This is a genomic window from Paenibacillus sp. NPDC056933, from assembly GCF_042674385.1.
In the GTDB taxonomy this organism is placed as follows: Bacteria; Bacillota; Bacilli; order Paenibacillales; family Paenibacillaceae; genus Paenibacillus.
In genome coordinates this window covers 163,887-183,543 of record NZ_JBHUQN010000003.1, presented here as the reverse complement: position 1 = coordinate 183,543, position 19,657 = coordinate 163,887, and the positions used below count along the sequence as shown (strand labels likewise).

The window sequence follows — 19,657 nt, the reverse complement described above, 5'->3', positions numbered from 1 at the left end:
GTGTATTTATTTATCCATTTGAACCATTTGGTCCGCACCGTCCTCATTGATCAGATTCGCTTTCGGAATGGATACAATAAATGCGGAACCCTTCCCGCCCTGCGGAGCAGATTCCACCACAATCCGGCCTTCCAGAGAATGAACAATATCACGTACATGGGATAGGCCAATTCCGGTTGCCGCAATGCCTAATTCATTGAATTTGGTCGTATACCCTGGTTCGAAGATCACGTCATGCTTGGTATCAGGTACACCCTTTCCAGAATCGATGACCGCAAATTGCACATCCGCTCCCTCTTCCCAAACGCGAATCCGAATCGTCCCGTTGTACTCAATGGCTTCCACGGCATTGGCGATCAGATTGTTGATCACAGTCAAAAGAGGAATGTAGTAAGGAGAGTCGCAGTCATATTGCTGCTCGATGTGGATCTCAATCTTTTTGTTCAGCATTTCACTATATTTCCGGTTTCCTTTGATCGCAAAGTTCAGTACCTCGGAAAGACTCATATTCACCGATTTTTCGCTATCGTACAATTTCAACAGACCTGCAAGGATACGTTGAGAGTCCTTCTTGACCTCATGAATCTGTTGAGCGATGCCGAGTGTCCGCTGGCTATATTCGTTCAAGTCCTGCTCCCTGAGATCCCGATAAAGGTCGTAGCTGTCTACGGTAATGCCTTCAATCGTATTCATGGCTTTTTTCAGATAAAAAACTTCCCCGTACAGACCTGAGTTAACACTCAGCATCTGCTCCATCCGTTTCTCCTGCTCCGCATGCAGCAATCGCATCTGTCTTACCGCAAAGCTGTTATACAACCCGATGATAAAATAGCTTCGTACCCCCCCGAGGACCAGCAGATAAAGCCATTCTTTCATATAAAAGATATTCGTCCCACTCAACACACCGCGTATGAATAGCTCCACAAGATTCGATGAAAAATCAATGCACGTAATCAATCCACCCAACAGAAGAGGCGGTATCTCATGGAATCTGTTCTTGAACTTGCTGAGGCCATAGGCAAACACAACATAATACATACCCGCACCCAGATTATCCTGCATGCTTTCGATGATCGAGATCGAACTCACATGATTCAGTAAATCAACCGATTGGAAGATGAAGTTCGCAATCCCCGCCAAAATTCCTGTCTTCACATAAGACAGATGCGGCATAATCATCAGCAAAAATAAAAGGATGCTGACCCCCAACCCGATTCGGAAGTAATCCTCCCGGAACGGATTAATCTTGAATTGCGCCCCTACCGCTGTGGCAAAGGCAATGGCCGTCATCTGCACATTCTCATTTTTGACCCAATTGCGCATCGATCTCTTCACCCACTATAGCAACGTTTAGCGCCCAATACCGGAACCTGCGCATCTAATGTTAAATATACTAACATATGTAAGAAGCATTAGAAATAATTAAAATTAGGGAATCGACGCGCAAGCAAAACAAAAAGGCCGGAAGTTTTCACTTCTACGGCCTTTTCCTTATATCTCATCCGGAATATCAAATGACACCACTGTTCCCTCACCTGGCTCACTTACAATAGATAACCCCTGACCATACCGTTGCAGCAATCTGCGGTTCGTATTCACAATGCCTATTCCGCCTTTTCCACCCAGCGTAGCATGTTGCAGCTCTGCAACCTTCTCCGGTTCCATGCCTTTGCCATTATCTTTCACCTCAATACGGGTATAACCCTCATGGCGAGTGATGGACAGGCATACCGTCCCGCCCACATTTCGGCTTAATAGCCCATGTCTTACGGCATTTTCAATCAAAGGCTGAATCGATAACGGCGGGAGAAGCAACGAAAGATCCGGCTCTACGTTCAATACCACCGACAAGCGATCTTCAAATCGCGTTTTCTCAATAAAAAGATAGGCCTCCACGAGTTCCAGCTCGTGTGATAATTTCACCAGTTCCCCTGTATTGAGATAGTTGAAGCTGATCCGTAGATAAGATGAGAAAGCTTCACCAAGCTTCCGCATATGCTCTGTATCAATATCACTTAAGACCATAAGCGAATTCAGCGTATTGAACAGGAAGTGGGGCTGAATCTGAGCCTGCAAATAGGCGGCTTCCATGCGCAGGCGCTCTTGGATGGACTGATTTAACACGGTCAATGCACGTATCCGATATTTCAGCTCCAACGCATCTACAGGCTTCGTGACATAATCATTCGCGCCCGATGCGAAACCCGTGTAGATATCAGGCGGCTGACTTCGAGCAGTCAACAGCAGTACGGGAAGCTCCGACATGGAGAATTGTTCCCGCACCTTCTGGGTTAATTCATAGCCGGACATATTAGGCATCATCACATCTGTAATGAGCAGATCCCACTGACGTGTGCCCAGCAATTCCATCGCTTCCTGGCCTGAACAGGCCGTAGTGATCGTGTAGGGTTCGGTCGAAAGAATACTGACCAGCACATCCAGATTCACCGGATCATCATCCACAGCCAGAATGGTGGCTCTCCCCTCTTTTAACAACGGGGCCATCTCCGCTGTCGCCGAGGATTCCACCTTGCTCATACCGGAGCGGGGTAACAGGAATCCGCCAGGAGCATCTTCCATCATCTCCATCGCCTGTTCCCAGATCAGGGGAAGCTGTGGCTGAGCCTGACGGGTTTCATGCGCGAGCGGCAGATCGAAGCTGAATACCGAGCCCTTTCCGATTTCCGAGTGAACCGTTAGTGCCCCGCCGTGCAGTTCTACGAGCTGTTTGCAGATATTCAGTCCAAGCCCGATGCCTTGTCCATCACTTATTCCATACGACCCTTGTTCATACGGAAGGAATATCCTCATCCTAGTATCCTCATCCATGCCAATGCCCGTATCCGTCACATGGATCAGGGCATGTCCTTCTCGAATTTCGGCGCTTACGTAGATCATTCCTTCCTCCGTATGTTTAAGCGCGTTATGCAGCAGATTATACAAAATCTGAACAAGTCTTTCTTCATCAGCCATGACCAGAGGGAATGATTCTGGAATTTCCATATGAAGGCGGACTGGTTTCCGTTCTGCCATGAATTGCAGCATAGCGATAATACTAGGTACCACCGACTGTATTGAAAGGGGGACCTGACGCAGCACAATTCGATGCTCCTTCAGCCGGACTACATCCAGCAGATCCCCAAGCAGATGGGACATTCGTCGACCGATCGTGATAAGCAGTTCCATATCCTCCAGGCTCCGTTCATCCAACCCGCTCTTCTCTCGGGTGACCACGTTGTGAGCGATGTTAATGATTCCGTGCAGCGGAGTCCGCAGTTCATGGGATGTATTAGCCAGGAATTGATCTTTAATTTTGTCACTCTTCTGCAATTCTGTATTCAGTCTCATATTCTCTCGGACATTCCTGAAGTACTTCTTGAACCAGTAGGCTGAGAAGCCGGTAATCGCAAAAATGATATCGATTGGATAGTACACTGTCGTCACATCTCTGGCAGTCTCGACCACACTCCATAACAGGTTGGATGTAATGCCTCCTGCTGTAAGCAGCAGAAACACAATATCCCGATCCCCCTGTTTCCTGAAGATCATTGTTCCTACGATGTATAGATACCAGATTAATGATAGAAGAAAGAATACGTTAATGACGTGGTAATGGATCATGGCAAAGGTAATATGAATGGGCACCACCACAATCACGGCGGTATAGATTAAAGTAATAACAACATGCCACTGAAGCCATGATTTTCGTACATGAACCACCGTTAACCTCTGGAATAACAGAAGGATACAAATATTTTGTAATAACAATGAGATTAATCGAATTTTAATGCCCCAGGTATAATTAATCGGAAGCCATAACATCAAAATATTATCATGACCCATCATAACTGCTGTGCCCACAGATAAAGTTAATATGGCCGCAACCAGCAAGGCGCGTTCCTGCGGATTAAATGCGTAGAGAATACAGGCATATATGCCGTGAAGGACCAAAATCAGAAAGGTAACCATCTGAAATCCAATGGAGTACCACCGCGAAAAATCAACGGCTGCCTGTGAGCCGAAGCGAACAGGTTTACTAATTCCGCCCATATATGGGCTATCGTAATTGGCTACGCGGATCAATAATTCAATATATGTTGTTCCTTCCCGATCATAAGTCGCTGTATATGAAGTACTTCTGGGCATATACGTACTGCTATCGGTGGAAACCTCACCAATACCGCCGTCAGTGACTCCATTCATCTCAATCTCGGATGAACTTTGAATTCCCTTGAACCAGAAGGTAACAGGTGTCTGAAGCGGATCTGTCAAAATGCGCAATCGATACGTTCCGTACCCGAACGAACTTTCCAGTTCCTGACTCTGTGCACTTCCCCAGTCCCCAGGGACCTGAACAGTCTTTGCACTGCCATCCCTCTTTGCAATCTCTTTCTGGGTTAGCAACTTATCCGAGTAGAGTTCCCATTCCCCATTCAAATACATCACCGGAGAGTTTTCCAGATCCACGCCCCTCAAGTCAAGCACTCCATTAACGGCGCGATGCTCATCTACCGTATGGAAAAACGCCGACCATGCCGAGCGCATGCCTATCAATACGCCAACAATGATTAGCATGATGATCATATATCTGTAACGGTTCATAGGTTTCGTTTGAAGTGATTTCATCAATTACGTTTTCATGACTTTAGTTAAACCGAGCTTCCAGTCCTGATACCATGCGCTAATATTTTCACTGATTGGTATCTCCAAATCATGCTCCATTCTGGTGGTTAAGAGACGATACTGCTCCTCCACACCGAGATCGTTGTTCATTTCATTATATAGTTTCATTAAAACGAAATAACTTTCCTCTTCATCTGGAAGCATCTGCTGGATACGCCGTGTACACTCAATTACTTTCTCACCCAGTCCCTGTTGCTGGTAATACAGACTAAGTTGTCGCATATGGTACAACCACATGTATCGTAATCTTTCCCGTTCAGGTTCAGCCCACATGTATTGGTAATTGCCAAGATACGTGCCCTTGTATAGATAAAGCGCTTGCTCATAGGCATGAATGGTACTGCCGTCCACAACCTTCCATTGCCTGATTTCCTGCTCCCACTGCTCACTATCCAACTGAGCTTCACCCAATTCAAGTCTATATCCCGCTTCCAAGTGTCCACTGTGAATGGTGACCATATCCATATTGCATGCTTTCAGGGTTTGACGGACATGGTACATTGCGGTATAGAGTTGATGCACCGTCTTTTCCTCTTCTAATTCAGGCCACAGCATCTCCAGCAACACACTGCGATGAATCGTCTGATTCCGGTGATGAAGTAAATATGCAAACAGCTCCTGCGCCTTGCTTGTGCGCCATTTGGCAACCTGGATATCCTTGCCTGGAAGCTTAAACTGAATCTGATTAAAACAGCAAATTAAAGGTACGTTTGTATCCTTTGACTGCAGCTCGCGTTTTACGCTCAGTTTCTCCCGGACTCGGCTCACTGTCTGCTTCAATCGATCTTTCTGGATGGGCTTCATCAGATAGTCCAAAGCCTGTAACTCGAAGGCATGCACTGCATATTGGTCGTAACTGGTCACAAATATAATTTCGGTGCCCGGTGTCGCTGCCTGAATCTGCCTTCCCAGATCCATACCATCCATCTCTGGCATATGAATATCCAGAAATACAACATCAGGGCGGTGCTTCACAATACCTGCCATGGCCTCTGTCGGGTTCATATATGTAGCGATAATTTTGATGCCGCTTACTTCTTTTTCTAGTGATTTTTGAAGGCCTATCAACGCTAGACGTTCGTCGTCAACCAATATCACTTTCACCGGAGCTTCCTCCTCGACCCTAGAGTCTTGAGATTTATTTCCACTATTATACCATGTAAGTTTAAGTATTTTGGGTTGCGATTACCATATTTTAATTTTCCGCAATTTAATTGTATAATTCTTATATAGAGACGGGTTGACCGACCTGATCCAGAAGAAAGGAAGATTCCACATGTCAGATGCTAATCAAAGCTTTGGACAAGCCCTTGTCAAATCATTGGTGGGAGAACGCGGACATATCCGCATCGCCCGTGCATTACCCGATATTGATGTTACACTTGCTGCACGTACAAATGAGGCCATGCCTTACACCATCTATCAGTTGGTGAAGCACATGCATTATTGGCAGCAGTTCATGCTTGAACACTTGGAGGGACGCAAGCCGCAACTCCCCGGGAACGTAAGTGAGAGCTGGCCTGAAGAGACAGGTCCTCAGGATGAAGCCACATGGCAGACGGATATCCAGGCATTCCTGGATGGAATTGATCTTGCCGTAGCTATTGCGGAAACGGCGCAATTAGATGATCCACTGCTCTATTTCCCAGGTGAAACCAAAGCCGGTCTGCTACGCAACATCGCCTCTCACAACTCGTATCATCTGGGTGAGATTGTGCTGCTGCGTCGCTTCTACGGCGCATGGCCTCCCCCAGGAGGCGGATTCCCGGCATAATAAAACAGGATGTTTCTCTGCATAGGCAGTTAACATTGTAGACAAAACAGCCTGGTTCCTTTATTTCAAAGGACCAGGCTATTGTTCAATCTTCCCGATTCATCTTCTCGAAAATATGGACTAATTGTGCCCGATCCTCTTGCGTTAATTTCTGGAATAAATCCTTACGCAACTTCTGCCCCTCCAGGATTGCTCTTTCAAGGACTTCGGTTCCTTTGCGGGTAATGTTCAAGTAAATAATGCGACGGTCAGCTTCATCAACCATTCTGACGGCTAATTCCTTGGCTACCAGCTTGTCCGATAAATAACTGAGCGTTGGCGGGGTTAATCCCAGGATTTTCGCAATATCCGAAGGTCGGCTTTTTCCATTTTGGTTCAGGTGACTGAGTACAAGCACATGAGAGACGCCGAGGTCCTCATTGAAGGATTTGTTCCATTGTATAATCAATTTATTGGTGAAGTTATCCATATTGTGAATAAGCTCAAATATGTTCTGTTCTTCCATCTGATCCTCCTCGTAAAAATAAAACAACAGCCCTAATTCAACTTTAGGGCTGTCATCATTTTACACGCTATTGGGCTGAGTATCCACCATCGATTACCAGTTCAGATCCTGTAATGTACGAAGAATCATCCGAAGCCAGGAACAGCGCGGCGTTGGCAATATCAATAGCCTTACCCAGACGCTGCAATGGCGTTGCCTGAATTAATCGTTCAAGCAATTCTTTCGATGTGTTCAGGGATTGAGTCATTGGTGTTTCGATGATCCCAGGGAACAGGGCATTCACCCGAACACCTTGACGACCAAAGGTAGTTGCTGCCGCTTTGGATAACGCGCGTACCGCACCTTTGGATGCCGAGTAGTGGTTAAAGCCCTGTCCAATCAGAGCGGTATATGAAGAAATATTGATGATGGAGCCTTTCTTTTGCGCTGCCATATAAGGAGCGACATGTTTTATCCCGGCAAATGGACCAAATCCATTGATGGAGAGCATCTTCTGCCAATCCTGTGCATTGATTTCCTCAAATGGCTTCTCTGACGAAATGCCTGCATTGTTGACCAGAATGTCAATTTTACCAAAACGTTCGTTAACTGCTTTCGCTAATATCTCCCAGTCTTCATCTGAGGATACATTCAACTTCATACCGTACACATTCTCTTTTTGGCTTGCTTTCTCCAGTGCTTCTTCATTAATGTCTGCAGCAATAACGATGGCGCCTTCCTGTGCAAAAAGATCAACCATGCCCTCACCGATTCCCGAGGCCCCGCCAGTAATAATAGCTACTTTATGATCTAATTTTCCCATATGAATTGCTCCTCATCTAATTTATTTGGATGTCTCCGCTTCAATGGCTATGCGTATGGTGTAATTTCATAAACTGTTCAACATCCGGAACGGTTGGGTTGGCGATATAAGGGCCTCCCTCAACCTGGATGGTCTGTCCGCTAATGAATTTGGACTCATCTGAAGCCAGAAACAAGACCCATCAATTGAGCTGCGGACAAGCCTATTCCAGAAGCCCTCCAGTAACAAGTGCCACTTTGTCTTTCATTCTTAACATGGTTCTCGAGCTCCTTTCTGAGGAAACCGACAATGTATAGCCAATCTATTATTTAGATAACTAAATATTAGATGTTTAAATAATAACAGAGGAATTGTCTTTCTGCAACGCGGACGAGCCTATATCCTTATTTTGGATCTCTCTAGTGAAGCGAAATAAATGGTTTTCAAAAAAATACAGCCCCATGGATTTGAGGGCTGTATACCATTAAGTCTCTTAATCAATTTATTGATTCATGTTTTCTGAAATTTTTGATAATGTCACTTTTCATTCTCCATCCCAGAGTCAGGATAGGGCTTGCCCACAGTATCATCCGGTGTCTGAACGTACCACTGAGCATATGTCGCGTTACCAGAATCGGATTCGTATTTCTCTGGCTTACAAGTAAACCGGTAAGCAGATATATCCTTTCCGCGCAAGGTTATAGTCACGGCAAATTCTGGGTCGCCCCAGCTTGGATATTTTCTACGGTACTGCGCATCAATAATTTCACTTTGAAAAGAAGGACTAGTCATAAATGCTGTGGTTTGAGTGAAAAGTCGATGAATCTCTTCTTCATCCGGTTCTGTTTTGACCGTATAAGCGATTTCGACCCGAGGTGTGGAATAACGAATTTCGGTCTTTTGAATAGCAGGAAAATCTTGCTCGATATCCTGCCGAAAAGATTTGACTTCTTCTGAAGAGACGTTGGTGTAAGAAGTACATGCCGTCAAGAACAGAACCAGAGCCAGAATATTCACTACGTGCAATATTCCTGAACAATGTTTGATGCCAGACATATAATCACCTGCTCTTTATTTGAAATACATGAATCCTCCGCCTAATATACGGTTCCCTGTTATGGCATCAAAATGAGTTCGATAATTGATACTCTGCGTTTGCCCCAGGTCGAAACAGCAATCCATCTGTTGTCTGTAGAATCTCAATAATACTTGGTAATCGTCATCCTCTACTCAAATTCACCTTTTTATCCTTTGCATAACTTTCCACTGCGGAAGCAAAACCGTACACCGAAATTTTACCCAATATATCTGGACTTTACGTAGTCATACTCTCTTATCCATGTGAGCAGGAAAATCCTGCTCGGATGTCGTATTACCACTATACAAGGTGCTGTAAACTGAAGGATTCGTAATTTTGGTGAAGTAATTGGTAATATTGGCCGCTGCAACCGGACCACCCCCCCGTTCTTTATGCGTATTTTGAGAGTACCAATTCTGGTTTCCTCCACATGTTGCAATGGACATCGTTATCTACCTACCATAATCCTCTACATTTTGTGGCATTTTCAGATAAAAAATAGCGACCGCTCTCCGTAACCCTACCGGAAATCAATCGCCTCTACTTTCCTTAACATAAATATTTGTTCAACGTCCCACTCAAGAACCTGAAACCCAGAAGCGGCCTACCGACACGAACACAGCTAATGCCAGGAAAACGATATTTACACCAATTTGCTTATACTCCTTACGGACAATGTGGAATATGGCTCCTAACAGCACAACCATGGCGAGACCAATCGCTGCCAGTGGCGTCAATCCAGGGGCGATATTCGTTGCTTGAGGTACAATAAGTCCAATGACCCCAACCAGTTCCAAGACCCCGATAGAAAACACTAACCCTTTCGAAACTTCGTTTGCCCAAGGCCACGATTTCTTTGCTTTTTCATACTGGAACGCCTTCATCCATCCCGAGAAAATAAATCCTGCTCCCAATATGCCTTGTACGATCCATAACGCCATATTCATAACTCGTAAGCCCCTCTTCTTGTGTATGATCAACACCTAGGCCTATAATATTTTATGAGGTAACTATTTGGAAGTAGGCACTTAAACAAAACATAGTATACAAAAAGAAACCTTAGATACATAAAGGATTGGAGGGCTTCCCATTAGCACGTACTGCAAGTTTGAAACGGCGTTGGACATCCTGGTTGGCAAATGGAAACCAGTGATTTTGCTCCGGCTTTTCGCCCATGGCACCATGAGATTTAGTGAACTTCAAAGAGCAATTCCTGACATTACCAAGAAAATGCTCACCCAACAATTAAGGGAATTGGAGTATCACGACATCATCCATCGTGAAATCTATCAGCAGATTCCTCCCAAAGTCGAATATTCCATCACGGAATATGGTCAACGAATGACACCTTTATTACAGGCCATGAATGACTGGGGTGAGGGCCACATCACTCATTTGAACGAGCTTTATGGGGAAGATTCAACGACAGAGCTGCCTGAACGCAGCTAAACAGAACATACCGATGATTTCGGCAATGCCGTGCTTCTTCTACCGCATGGAACGGGAAGTAATCACTGAAATAGCTGCAAAAAAGCTGCATCCTTTGTTACGGATGCAGCTTCTTCAAACCATTTGAATACGTGAAGCTATTACCTTCTTTACAGTGAACCCTCAAGGTTAGCTGGCTGATTTTCCTCATTTACCAAACCTTGAATAAAGGTCGCAACATCAGGCGCAAGCCAAGTGATCTTGTAACCCTCTGCTTTATTCACATGAACAACCTCAGGCTCACCGGCATTGCCGGATTCACGATAATCCAGCATCACCACCTCCGAATCGGAGGGGCACTCACATAGAACGACACCGATTTCCGGATACCCTCCCTGCTCGACCATTACCCGACTGCCCGCTGATCCACACAGTGAATGTGCCTTCTCCCGTCCAACACCCAGGATATTCGAAATTTCAATATGGATCTTCCCACCATTCTCTGCCTGGCTAACCGGAAAATAACGATAGTGGGGAACACCACCATTATGTAGTTTCATCATGTTCGTATAGAATGTCGGGAGCTTGAACACCAGTTGCTCCTCCACTGCTTCAATTTGCTCATCGGTAGGCGGGGACAATACATATTGATCGACGTTTGCTGGACTGTCATTCCAAAAGCCCGTCGATTCCGGATGGATACCAGGTACAGGCTCAATGGTGATTTCAGTAACAGAGTGGACTGTATCCACGGGCTCCTCTACGGATTCCTCTGTGAGCTCCTCTGTTGTTTTATTCCGAATCCATTCCAGGAACTCCTGTGTATCCTCATCTCCCGGCTCCAATCGGTCCGATGCTTCGAAAGCTACACGCGCATTCTCATACTGCTCCAAATAATAATACGCCAGACCAATGCGGTAATGCCAAAGCGGGTCATTCTCCCCCTCTTCAGCAACCGACAAGAACTGTTCCATCGCCTCCTGGTAACGCTCCATATTACTCAGCGCTCTGCCCAGATGGTTGACCAGAACATAATCCCGCTCATCTTCCGGAATCTGTGTAATCGCATCCACAATCTCTTCATATTCATCCTGTTCATGCCAAGCCTCTAGCCGTTCCAAGAGTTCATCATCCATTGATCTTGCCTCCCCTGCTTCGTTGTAGAGATTATATCATTTAGGTGCCCCCCACTCCAAAAAAAGGCGATCGATATCAAGCGTCTGTAGTCTAAAACCGCCAAAAAAACAAAACAACCTCTGCCGACTTTAGTGTCAGCAAAGGTTGTTTGAATCACTTTTATTTATCATTCTTTATGCTGCAGAGATCGGACGGATACAACAATCATCCCTCCCGATCTCGCTACATGCGCATGGATGGAACCACCCGTTTCCGAATCGGTATCCATATCTCGCTTCTGTACTGCGGCGAAGTCACATCCTTGTGTTCATTCCACAGTATTTCCGGCCCTTCGCTCAGTTCGTAATCCGAGGAGGGAAACCATTCCGCATAGATTCGTCCCCATACCTCCTGAAGTGTACCCGGGAAAGGACCAACAGCGGTGAATACCGCCCATGTCGAGGCCGGCACCTCCAGCTGCACCAGACCCTCAGGCGTCGCCTTTGTCGTGGCTGCACCAATGTAATGATCCAGTTCCCCCTTCTCCTCCATCCGACCCTCGCTAAAATGGGCTGAAGCACTGATTAACCCGAACGGCTGAACGTTCGATAACCCTTTAATCGTCTCGATCCATTCCGGCGTAAGATTCTGATACATCGCAGCAATGTCCGGATTCACCCCATGGAACACGATCGGCACCCTTTTGCTAATACCTACAATCCGAAAGGCCTCTTTGTCTTCGATGCGGTAATTCATTTCGCTTCCTCCTTGAATGGTCAATTGAAATGTCATCCGTGGGAAGGCTTTGAGCGATGGACCATGACTCCGTGCTTCAGAAGGCGTGACCCCATGCATGCTTTGAAAAGCCCTGGTGAAGGAATCCGGCGAAGCATACCCGTATTTCAGTGCAACATCAATGACTTTGCTGTCATTCCGGCTTAACTCCAGTGCCGCCAGCGTCAAGCGCCGACGTCGAATATATTCCGACAACGTAATGCCGCTTAGAAAGGAAAACATGCGCGTAAAATGGTACTCCGAGCAGCAGGCGATCTGTGCAACTTCTTTCATATCCACGATGTCCGTCAGATTCTCCTCAATATAACCCAGTGCTTCGTTCAATCGCGCCAGCGTATCCATGTCATCCCCTCCCCCGTTAATTCAAGGATAGCAAAGTCGCTCCCTTCGCATCCGACATTACCTGCACCATTCTGCTGGCAGCTCTTCTCTTGCAAAAATTCCGCTTGTTCATGCAGAAGGTTTGGGTTGATTTACTTCAACATGCAGAAGTCTGGTCTTCGTTACCATTCCCGCACTCTCCAATGTTCGTTTAGATGGGTCGTTATAGTACCAGCATCCAGCTACAGGGGATATGCCAAGTTCACTGCACCATTTACGCAATTGTAAAATCATCATTTTCCCTACGCCCTGCTTCCTGTGGGCCTCATTAGTGAACATTCCGATACTGGCGACTCCTTCAAACATGTTGGAACGTTCAACTAATCCGATACCAAGTAAATCTGTTTTACTGTAAAAGACGAATAATTCCTCCCTTTCAACTCGGTGCTCATAGTCACTCATAAAATCGCCGCAGACCTGTTGGATCGTTACTAGATCAGTTTGGGTCGCGAGTCGAAATTCTTCATTCTCCCGCACATTACCCACCGAAATTTTGACCTGACTATCCTGAAAAAATAAGCTTGTTTGTTTATCGTATAATCCTGATCCATAACCAAACTGACCAACAGCTCGTCACAGGTCGGAACGAATACAGCCCTGATTGCATGACGTTTGATCGCCTGCAGGAAAAATTGCTGAGCGTATCTCAGATATTGGCGCCGGATATAAAACTGGGTAAGAAGTTCATTGTTATGTATAGCCATGCAACCCACATCGTTCGAATCGTCCTGAAACAGGAAAAAAGTTGATGAAAAGATATGCTCCTCTAGAAAAGAATCGAATGGAGAAGACAATTCCCCAAGATATTCGGAAATAAGATGTTGAATTTCGGTGATCGTACATGGTTTGATAATCATTCAGTTCACCTCTTTATCGTTTTTATCTCCACATGCATCCTTGTGATTCAATCACTCTTGATCCAGTTGTTATTCAAGACAAATCATCAACTTGTTGCCGTCAGGGTCCTTCACGACAAACCAATGATCATGCTCGATTTCTGTAATGAGGTTTACACCCAGCTCTTTCATGTAGTCAAACGAGCGCTTCAGGTCTTCTGTCATTAGCATAAAAGCGGGCGTCTCGATAGACGCAGCACCACCCGGTTGATCGCCTCCCCACTTTGGCATAGTATCCAAAATAATTCCAACCCCATCCATTGGCAGCGGGCACAAGTGACCGTTCATGATTTCACAGTCAGCTTCATTCAGCCCCAAAACCTGACAATACCAACTGCGGGACTTCTCAATATTTCGAACCGGGACAAAAACACTTCCGACTTTATTTTTGATCGGACTGGTTGGTGTGATACCGCTTTGGGCTGGTAATTTCTTGTTCATCATTTTTCCTCCTTTTTATTCTCTTTCTCAATTCTTCGATCACAAGAGGTTTGGAGTAATCGCAGGTGCAATCAAACTAGCAATGACACCGGACGCGGTAGCCCGCACAATTGTATCATAGGATAATCATCAATAAAATCAGCCTGGGACAGAAGAGCCCAGGCTTGTTTCGTTCATTTTTCCAGTTATTATTGGCTTAAAGTATATAAGTAGAAGCCAAAATCCGTCGGCGTACCAGGTACACCTAGTTGCCTAGCATGGCAGTCACATTTCCCCGATGGTATGTCCCGTGGTTCACCAGATGCTGAAAAAATCCACATAGCGGGCTTCAAACTCTCCGGACGGACACATTCCCTCAATGTCCTCATGCTCCGTAATATATGTCCTAAAATGAACACTCAGCTTCGTCATGAAAACAGCTCCCCTCTTCCTGCTTCCAGGACAAGGGGAGCTGATGCTCCAACGAATTATTATTTCATGGTAAACCGTTTGCGGCCTAACACACCAAGAACGATGAGTCCGAGGCCAACCAAATAGAACGGATAACGGCTTGACTCTCCGGTTTTCGGAAGCGTCGATATCGTAATCCCCGATGCCGGAGTTTGCGGTTCCGGCGTCGGTACTGCTGGCTTCTCCGGCTTCTGTGGTTCTGGTTTCTGTGGTTCCGGCTTCTGCGGCTCCGGTTCGCCTCCACCACGCGGGATTTCATCCTCACCGATATCAATGGTAGGTGTCCCCGGATCTTCTGTCGGAGGCGTTTGAGGAGTTGTCGGTTCGCCGCTCGGAATGTCTTCATCCGGTACTTCTATTTCGCCGGATGGCGTCCCTGGATTGGACGGAGTCGAAGGTTCCCCCGGATTGCCATCCGTTGGGTGACCCGGTGTTCCCGGATCGGTCGGGCCAGTCGGGTTGGTTGGGTTTCCAGGATCCGTTGGATCTGTTGGGTCCGTTGGATCTGTTGGATCTGTTGGGTCCGTTGGGTCCGTTGGATCTGTTGGATTCGTTGGATCTGTTGGATTCGTTGGGTCCGTTGGATCCGTTGGGTTGGAAGGCTCGCCAGGTTGAACCGGCTCTTCTTTGCGGTTCGTTACGGTCAATTTTTTCACATTGTCTTGACCCTTGATGCTTGAGTCGATCGTTACGCTCCACGTTGCCTGCTCGATCTTATATCCTTCCGGAGCTGCAAGCTCCTCCAAAATATAGTCGTCATACAACAGTTTCGTAAACAGGATTTTTCCGTCAGCATCCGTTGTTTTTACGATCGGCGTCCATTTGCCTGCTTTATCGTAAAGCACGAACTTCGCTCCTGCCAGCGGCTTCGTCTTATCATCCTGGTCAACCTTCGTCACTTCCAGGCTGCCCGTTACGCCGCCTCCCGAACCTGAACCGGATGAAGTACGGACAATAACCTCTTCCGTCGTTTCTCTAAGCTCGGTTTTTAGCTGATCTCCTTCGAGCGCCACTTTATTTTGTACTGCTTCTTTATCTCCGGCGGTAATGAACGACTGATATTCCAAAACATAAGCCGTGGAGATATCGCTTGTGAACTTTAATTCAAACGTCTCTTGATCTCCGTCAAGACTTGCGATGGTTAATGTATAGTCTTTTCCTTTGATCAGTTCATCTGCTTTGAGCGCTTGACCGTTTGCACTGGTCTTGGTTGCATACAGGTGGAACGAATCCTCGATCAGGATTTGATTCGCACTTGGATAGTCGATAATCTTCGCGTTGGAAATATGTGACTGCCCTTCGTTGATTCGAATGGACCAATCGACTTTATTTCCGTTTTGGGCACCACTTTTCTTCACATATTCGCCGCCGTGCGGAACCGTCACTCTGGCGTTCCATGTCGCCGCTTTATCGCTGCCATTCCACAGCTCAGCAGTATTATCAATATCCCTGACAATCACCGTGCCTTGGAGCGATGTTTTGAACTCAATCCAGTATGCGGATGAGATCGGGCCGGTAAAACGAATGGACAGCTGGTTGCCGTTCGCTTCGGACGGTTCCGTCACCTCATATAGAGACGCCGGAACTTCGGCGCCCTTCGCAATGCCATTCCGTTCCCCCGTCAGCTTCATCTCGTATACCTTAACCGAGTTCGGCACGAGCTTCTGTCCTTGCTTCAGTACGTCCGTTACTCTCGCTTGGGCAAGCGAATCGAGATTATAGTTCATTTTAATGTTCCATGTGATCTCTTTATGGACGGGATCGTAACTGCCGTCTTTCCCACCGTTATTTTTCGTATAACCGTCGGAGGAGAAGCTCGCATCCCGCACCATCGGCCCTTTTTTCTCGCCGTTCTCGCTCCATGTCATGGAAGCTCTGTTCATGAAATCCAGCTTGCTGTCCTTCAGCCAGCCGAAGTTGAATTTCGTTTCATACTCAATCGTATAGGTCGTATTCAAGGTCTTGGAAAACTTGATTGCAAAGCCGCTGCGAACATTATCGTACTCGATTTTATAATCGCTGGCAGGAACAGGGTTCCCGTCTGCTTTTACGATCACCGAATCCGGAACAAATTCGAGGCCGTCATGCGGGAATGTATCCGTGATAACTACATTTTCCATGCTGTACTTGCTGCCGTCCGGCTTTTTATCACCGTTGATCGTAATAAGCCATCTTGCCGTTTTGTTGGCAAAATCGACTTTCCAGGTTCCTTTCACCAGAGCACGGCTTCCTTGAGCCGGAACCGTTACTACTTTGGACGAATCCCCCGACACGACTTTGTTCTTCACCTGTTGTCCGTCAGCGATCGTCCGATCAACCGGCTTCGTTTGGTAAACGATTGTATACGGCGAATCAATATCCTTCGCGAATTGAAGTTTGAATCCGTTCGTACCTGTCGGCGTAGCGGTGTATTCGTTCGACGAAAGCAATGCCTTGTCATCCGCAGAGTTCCCTTTGTACACCTTCAGCGAATCCGCAACCCATGCATGAATCGCACTGAATTCATCCGTGATGACTGCCTGATCTTTCGAAACCTTCTTCTCGTTGAAATTGTACTTCACCGTCCACGTGATGACTCCGGTATCCTTATCCCGGCTAAACGACTTATCCAAAAATTGGCCACGGTTCACCGTTACCGTAGCGGTCGATTTGGCATCTTCCATCCCCTCGCCAGACAACACAGCGGTGTTCTCAAAGCGAGATTGCTCACCGGTAGGCTTCGTCGAAAAGCGAATCTCGTAGGCTTTGCTAACCGTTTCATCCTGGAACGCAAGCTCCAGTTTGGCGCCGCCGTTCGTTTCGACCGTATACTTGCCGGCCTCTACCTTATCACCAGGGACCGCCGATCCATCACCATTAACCTGCAGGTGGTAAACTTCCACAGAGTCGGCGATGAGCTCCAAGCCTTCAGGCATCGCATCCGTGATGACCGCATGTTTGATTTTATCCAGGGACTTGTTGACCTGAATCGTCCAATCGATCCGGTCTTTGCCAATCGCTTTCCCCTGCTTATCGATCAGCTTTCCGCCATTCGGCTTCAGATTCACGATGATGGTCTGCACTCCGCTTTTTATCGGAATGGCAATAATGATTTCCGTGCTTCCTTTCAAGACTTCCTTCTTAAATTCCGTACGAATTTCCAGCTTGCCGCTGATGTTGGAGTGGCTCTCCACGTAATCGTTAAAGGTCATCACAACTTTTCCGTCCCGATCGACTGTAAATCGGCCAACTTCGCCTTGACCAGCAACGAGCGGTGCATCAATATCCGTAAAAATTTCAAACTGCTGCGGCAGGTCGAAGGTAAATGTATCCCCGTTCTTGTAGCCGTGTCCGTTCGGAAGCTCCCATTCGTAACTGAGATTGACAGCTGCGCCAATGTCCAGGCTGCTGTCCGGATTATATACCGCATCAATCACGGTCCCGTTCATATCGGTTAACACGGCTTTTGTTAAAATACCCTCTGTATTGGCGACTGGCGCCGGCTGGTTATATACATCATCCGTCACTGATTCCTGCATGTTAACTGCCGGTTCCTGCTCGCTAACCGCTGAGTCCTGCTCGCCAGCCGCTGCACTTACCGTCCAAGCGGAAGTGCCAAACAACGTTTGAATCAGAAGCAGCATCATAACTAAAATTCCACTTACTTTTTTCTTCATATTCTCTCCCTCTGTCTCTCATAACCCTCATTATATCCGGTTCCTATCTTGCTTTTCGTGTCCAAATTGGGCCATCCATCCATAGGATTGCATGCCGATAAAGGGACTTTTTAGTCCATCACCTCCACTACTTCCTATTGGCGCACGATCTCATTGGTGCCTGTATTTTTCTTAAGAACCAAATGGGTTTCTTTCATTGTAAAGTCTGAAACTATACATTTTCTGTACAAACTCAAATAAGCTTTGGACATATCGTCCAAAGCTTAGGTTTATCATGCAATAATTAGAAATATTTAGCTGTAGAATAGCGGGAGGCGTCTTTAATCATTTTGAATTCGGCTCCACTACTTTTCCAGCTCGCATCGACAGTTGTGTCAATGGTTACCCATTGCCCATTCAAATAAACTTCATTCCAAGCGTGGTACACATCGACGTATTCCGAATTCCCCATCACAAGCTTAGTCGGAATATCGATACTCCGCAGCATGGAAGCGAATAAGGAGGCGTAATCATAGCACATCCCTTTCTTCCCTGCCATTGTACGATTGATATCGGGAAGGTAGCCCGACAGCTCACTGGATGCAAGAGCTTTATCGTACCGGATTGTTCCAACAATATATTCATAAACAGCCTGTACTTTCTCTTCATCGGACTGGGCAGATCGAGTTAGCTTCTTAGCGAGCTGAGCAGCCTTGTCCCGTTCGCTCCAATCGATATTTTGTACAGAGTTCAAAAACACTCTGCTGCCGTTCTTCAGTTGAAGCGCAACTACCGTTTCCTGAACGACCTTATATTTGGTGCCGCTGACTTGTTCCAGCACAGTCACCATGTAATCACCGTTGCCCATCTGAAGCGGAAACACTTCCTGCTGCTTATCCGGTGAAAGCGCATATGTATATTTCTCCTGACCCTTCGCAATCATGAGCTTTGTCTTGACGTCGGCTTTCACGTCATATCGAATGACGATCACACCACGGTCAAGCTGCTCCAAGCCCAGCCAATCTTCAGATTGCGCAGCTTGTACAACCGGAGTCCAAATCAGTAACATTAAAAAACCTACTATAGCGAACACTGCATTTCGCATGCTGTAAACTCCCTTCGGTGGCCAGGCTGCCATTGACATTATGTCAAGAAGGCCCTGTAGCTTTGCGTCCTAGTCTTTCGACAAGTTTGCCGTTATCGTATTAGAGTTTCACAGATTTTTATGGATGTTTGTCCAATAAAAACAAAAAAAGCATTTTCGTTCGGTAACTGGCTGCCATTTGACATTACGTCAAGAAGGCCCTATAGCTTTGCGTCCTTGCCTTTCGACAAGTTTGCCGTTATCGTGAGTAGCTTTTCATGGACACATCATATCAAATATATGGGTTTACATCAAGAGAAATTTCCGAATATTGTCGAATATCCATCTATACATTCTGCTATTATTCTTTGGATAATTACAATGTATTCTCCATTAGTACTATAGTCCTATATTGCACCACCCCAATGAGGTCATAACAAGCGAATACTTTTTGAAAAACCAGGAGTCCTTCAATTCATGTACGGCTCGTTGCCTGATACCTACTTCCACAATTTCAGCATGTTATCCTACTAAGAAAGTTCTACGCCTCCCCTTACCTTAGACATGAGTGCTTATATTGGAACACAGAGCTTTCTACATAAGCAAAAGT

The 19,657-nt window shown here is 46.3% G+C and carries 17 protein-coding genes, 1 pseudogene and 2 riboswitches; of the genes and pseudogenes, 2 read left to right on the top strand and 16 right to left on the bottom strand.

Annotated elements, in window-relative coordinates; genetic code table 11:
* Positions 1–6 precede the first annotated feature (6 nt).
* The 3 genes from ACFTRD_RS21055 to ACFTRD_RS21045 form a co-directional block, all read right to left on the bottom strand.
* Positions 7–1,323, bottom strand: coding sequence for a sensor histidine kinase (locus tag ACFTRD_RS21055; protein ID WP_379383413.1), 1,317 nt, complete (start codon positions 1,321–1,323; stop codon positions 7–9).
* Positions 1,324–1,491: 168 nt separating this feature from the next.
* On the bottom strand, positions 1,492–4,626 hold the full coding sequence (locus ACFTRD_RS21050) for a hybrid sensor histidine kinase/response regulator (RefSeq protein WP_379383411.1): 3,135 nt from the start codon (positions 4,624–4,626) through the stop codon (positions 1,492–1,494).
* A gap of 3 nt (positions 4,627–4,629) precedes the next feature.
* Positions 4,630–5,787, bottom strand: coding sequence for a response regulator (locus ACFTRD_RS21045; protein ID WP_379383409.1), 1,158 nt, complete (start codon positions 5,785–5,787; stop codon positions 4,630–4,632).
* Positions 5,788–5,959: 172 nt separating this feature from the next.
* On the opposite strand from ACFTRD_RS21045, the gene ACFTRD_RS21040 reads away from it, so the two are divergent.
* Positions 5,960–6,457, top strand: a complete 498-nt coding sequence (locus ACFTRD_RS21040; protein ID WP_379383407.1) for a DinB family protein — start codon at positions 5,960–5,962, stop codon at positions 6,455–6,457.
* Between the two features lie 85 nt (positions 6,458–6,542).
* On the opposite strand, the gene ACFTRD_RS21035 is transcribed toward ACFTRD_RS21040, so the two are convergent.
* From ACFTRD_RS21035 to ACFTRD_RS21015, 5 genes are all read right to left on the bottom strand, one after another.
* Positions 6,543–6,962 carry a MarR family winged helix-turn-helix transcriptional regulator gene (locus ACFTRD_RS21035; protein ID WP_379383405.1) on the bottom strand — a complete coding sequence of 140 codons (420 nt, stop codon included), beginning with the start codon at positions 6,960–6,962 and terminating at the stop codon, positions 6,543–6,545.
* A gap of 67 nt (positions 6,963–7,029) precedes the next feature.
* Positions 7,030–7,764 carry an SDR family NAD(P)-dependent oxidoreductase gene (locus ACFTRD_RS21030; protein ID WP_379383403.1) on the bottom strand — a complete coding sequence of 245 codons (735 nt, stop codon included), beginning with the start codon at positions 7,762–7,764 and terminating at the stop codon, positions 7,030–7,032.
* A gap of 516 nt (positions 7,765–8,280) precedes the next feature.
* Positions 8,281–8,799 carry a hypothetical protein gene (locus ACFTRD_RS21025; protein ID WP_379383401.1) on the bottom strand — a complete coding sequence of 173 codons (519 nt, stop codon included), beginning with the start codon at positions 8,797–8,799 and terminating at the stop codon, positions 8,281–8,283.
* Positions 8,800–9,066: 267 nt separating this feature from the next.
* A complete protein-coding gene (locus tag ACFTRD_RS21020; RefSeq protein WP_379383399.1) occupies positions 9,067–9,267 on the bottom strand; it encodes a hypothetical protein in 201 nt (66 codons plus the stop codon).
* Positions 9,268–9,399: 132 nt separating this feature from the next.
* The gene (locus ACFTRD_RS21015) at positions 9,400–9,768 is read right to left on the bottom strand and encodes a DoxX family protein (RefSeq protein ID WP_379383397.1); all 369 of its coding nucleotides are present in this window, start codon (positions 9,766–9,768) and stop codon (positions 9,400–9,402) included.
* A 142-nt stretch (positions 9,769–9,910) separates the two neighbouring features.
* Between ACFTRD_RS21015 and ACFTRD_RS21010 the strand changes: the two genes are divergently transcribed.
* Complete coding sequence (locus ACFTRD_RS21010) at positions 9,911–10,270, top strand: winged helix-turn-helix transcriptional regulator (RefSeq protein WP_379384427.1); 360 nt, start codon at positions 9,911–9,913, stop codon at positions 10,268–10,270.
* Positions 10,271–10,419: 149 nt separating this feature from the next.
* Here the strand turns inward: ACFTRD_RS21010 and ACFTRD_RS21005 are convergent, their stop codons facing one another.
* From ACFTRD_RS21005 to ACFTRD_RS20970, 8 genes and pseudogenes are all read right to left on the bottom strand, one after another.
* Complete coding sequence (locus ACFTRD_RS21005; RefSeq protein WP_379383395.1) at positions 10,420–11,385, bottom strand: SMI1/KNR4 family protein; 966 nt, start codon at positions 11,383–11,385, stop codon at positions 10,420–10,422.
* 223 nt (positions 11,386–11,608) lie between these two features.
* Positions 11,609–12,502 carry an AraC family transcriptional regulator gene (locus ACFTRD_RS21000; protein ID WP_379383393.1) on the bottom strand — a complete coding sequence of 298 codons (894 nt, stop codon included), beginning with the start codon at positions 12,500–12,502 and terminating at the stop codon, positions 11,609–11,611.
* 108 nt (positions 12,503–12,610) lie between these two features.
* Positions 12,611–13,018 carry a GNAT family N-acetyltransferase gene (locus ACFTRD_RS20995; protein WP_379383391.1) on the bottom strand — a complete coding sequence of 136 codons (408 nt, stop codon included), beginning with the start codon at positions 13,016–13,018 and terminating at the stop codon, positions 12,611–12,613.
* Entirely contained in the window at positions 12,973–13,398 is a 426-nt protein-coding gene (locus ACFTRD_RS20990) for a hypothetical protein (protein ID WP_379383389.1), read from the bottom strand. The genes ACFTRD_RS20995 and ACFTRD_RS20990 overlap by 46 nt, the downstream gene beginning before the upstream one ends.
* Positions 13,399–13,467: 69 nt before the next feature.
* A complete protein-coding gene (locus ACFTRD_RS20985) occupies positions 13,468–13,878 on the bottom strand; it encodes a VOC family protein (RefSeq protein ID WP_379383387.1) in 411 nt (136 codons plus the stop codon).
* Between the two features lie 188 nt (positions 13,879–14,066).
* A pseudogene (locus ACFTRD_RS20980) lies at positions 14,067–14,185 on the bottom strand (DinB family protein); the annotation flags it as partial.
* 163 nt (positions 14,186–14,348) lie between these two features.
* Positions 14,349–17,984, bottom strand: a complete 3,636-nt coding sequence (locus ACFTRD_RS20975; RefSeq protein ID WP_379383385.1) for a collagen binding domain-containing protein — start codon at positions 17,982–17,984, stop codon at positions 14,349–14,351.
* 283 nt (positions 17,985–18,267) lie between these two features.
* Complete coding sequence (locus ACFTRD_RS20970; protein WP_379383383.1) at positions 18,268–19,068, bottom strand: transglutaminase-like domain-containing protein; 801 nt, start codon at positions 19,066–19,068, stop codon at positions 18,268–18,270.
* A 13-nt stretch (positions 19,069–19,081) separates the two neighbouring features.
* Positions 19,082–19,169, bottom strand: a riboswitch (cyclic di-GMP riboswitch).
* 58 nt (positions 19,170–19,227) lie between these two features.
* A riboswitch (cyclic di-GMP riboswitch) is annotated at positions 19,228–19,315 on the bottom strand.
* Positions 19,316–19,657 lie beyond the last annotated feature (342 nt).

Excerpts from the sequence above, each read along its gene's own strand:
- ACFTRD_RS21055 (WP_379383413.1), bottom strand. The coding sequence starts at position 1,323 with ATGCGCAATTGGGTCAAAAATGAGAATGTGCAGATGACGGCCATTGCC.
- ACFTRD_RS21050 (WP_379383411.1), bottom strand. The coding sequence starts at position 4,626 with ATGAAATCACTTCAAACGAAACCTATGAACCGTTACAGATATATGATC.
- ACFTRD_RS21040 (WP_379383407.1), top strand. The coding sequence starts at position 5,960 with ATGTCAGATGCTAATCAAAGCTTTGGACAAGCCCTTGTCAAATCATTG.
- ACFTRD_RS21035 (WP_379383405.1), bottom strand. The coding sequence starts at position 6,962 with ATGGAAGAACAGAACATATTTGAGCTTATTCACAATATGGATAACTTC.
- ACFTRD_RS21030 (WP_379383403.1), bottom strand. The coding sequence starts at position 7,764 with ATGGGAAAATTAGATCATAAAGTAGCTATTATTACTGGCGGGGCCTCG.
- ACFTRD_RS21025 (WP_379383401.1), bottom strand. The coding sequence starts at position 8,799 with ATGTCTGGCATCAAACATTGTTCAGGAATATTGCACGTAGTGAATATT.
- ACFTRD_RS21020 (WP_379383399.1), bottom strand. The coding sequence starts at position 9,267 with ATGTCCATTGCAACATGTGGAGGAAACCAGAATTGGTACTCTCAAAAT.
- ACFTRD_RS21015 (WP_379383397.1), bottom strand. The coding sequence starts at position 9,768 with ATGAATATGGCGTTATGGATCGTACAAGGCATATTGGGAGCAGGATTT.
- ACFTRD_RS21005 (WP_379383395.1), bottom strand. The coding sequence starts at position 11,385 with ATGGATGATGAACTCTTGGAACGGCTAGAGGCTTGGCATGAACAGGAT.
- ACFTRD_RS21000 (WP_379383393.1), bottom strand. The coding sequence starts at position 12,502 with ATGGATACGCTGGCGCGATTGAACGAAGCACTGGGTTATATTGAGGAG.
- ACFTRD_RS20990 (WP_379383389.1), bottom strand. The coding sequence starts at position 13,398 with ATGATTATCAAACCATGTACGATCACCGAAATTCAACATCTTATTTCC.
- ACFTRD_RS20985 (WP_379383387.1), bottom strand. The coding sequence starts at position 13,878 with ATGAACAAGAAATTACCAGCCCAAAGCGGTATCACACCAACCAGTCCG.
- ACFTRD_RS20975 (WP_379383385.1), bottom strand. The coding sequence starts at position 17,984 with ATGAAGAAAAAAGTAAGTGGAATTTTAGTTATGATGCTGCTTCTGATT.
- ACFTRD_RS20970 (WP_379383383.1), bottom strand. The coding sequence starts at position 19,068 with ATGCGAAATGCAGTGTTCGCTATAGTAGGTTTTTTAATGTTACTGATT.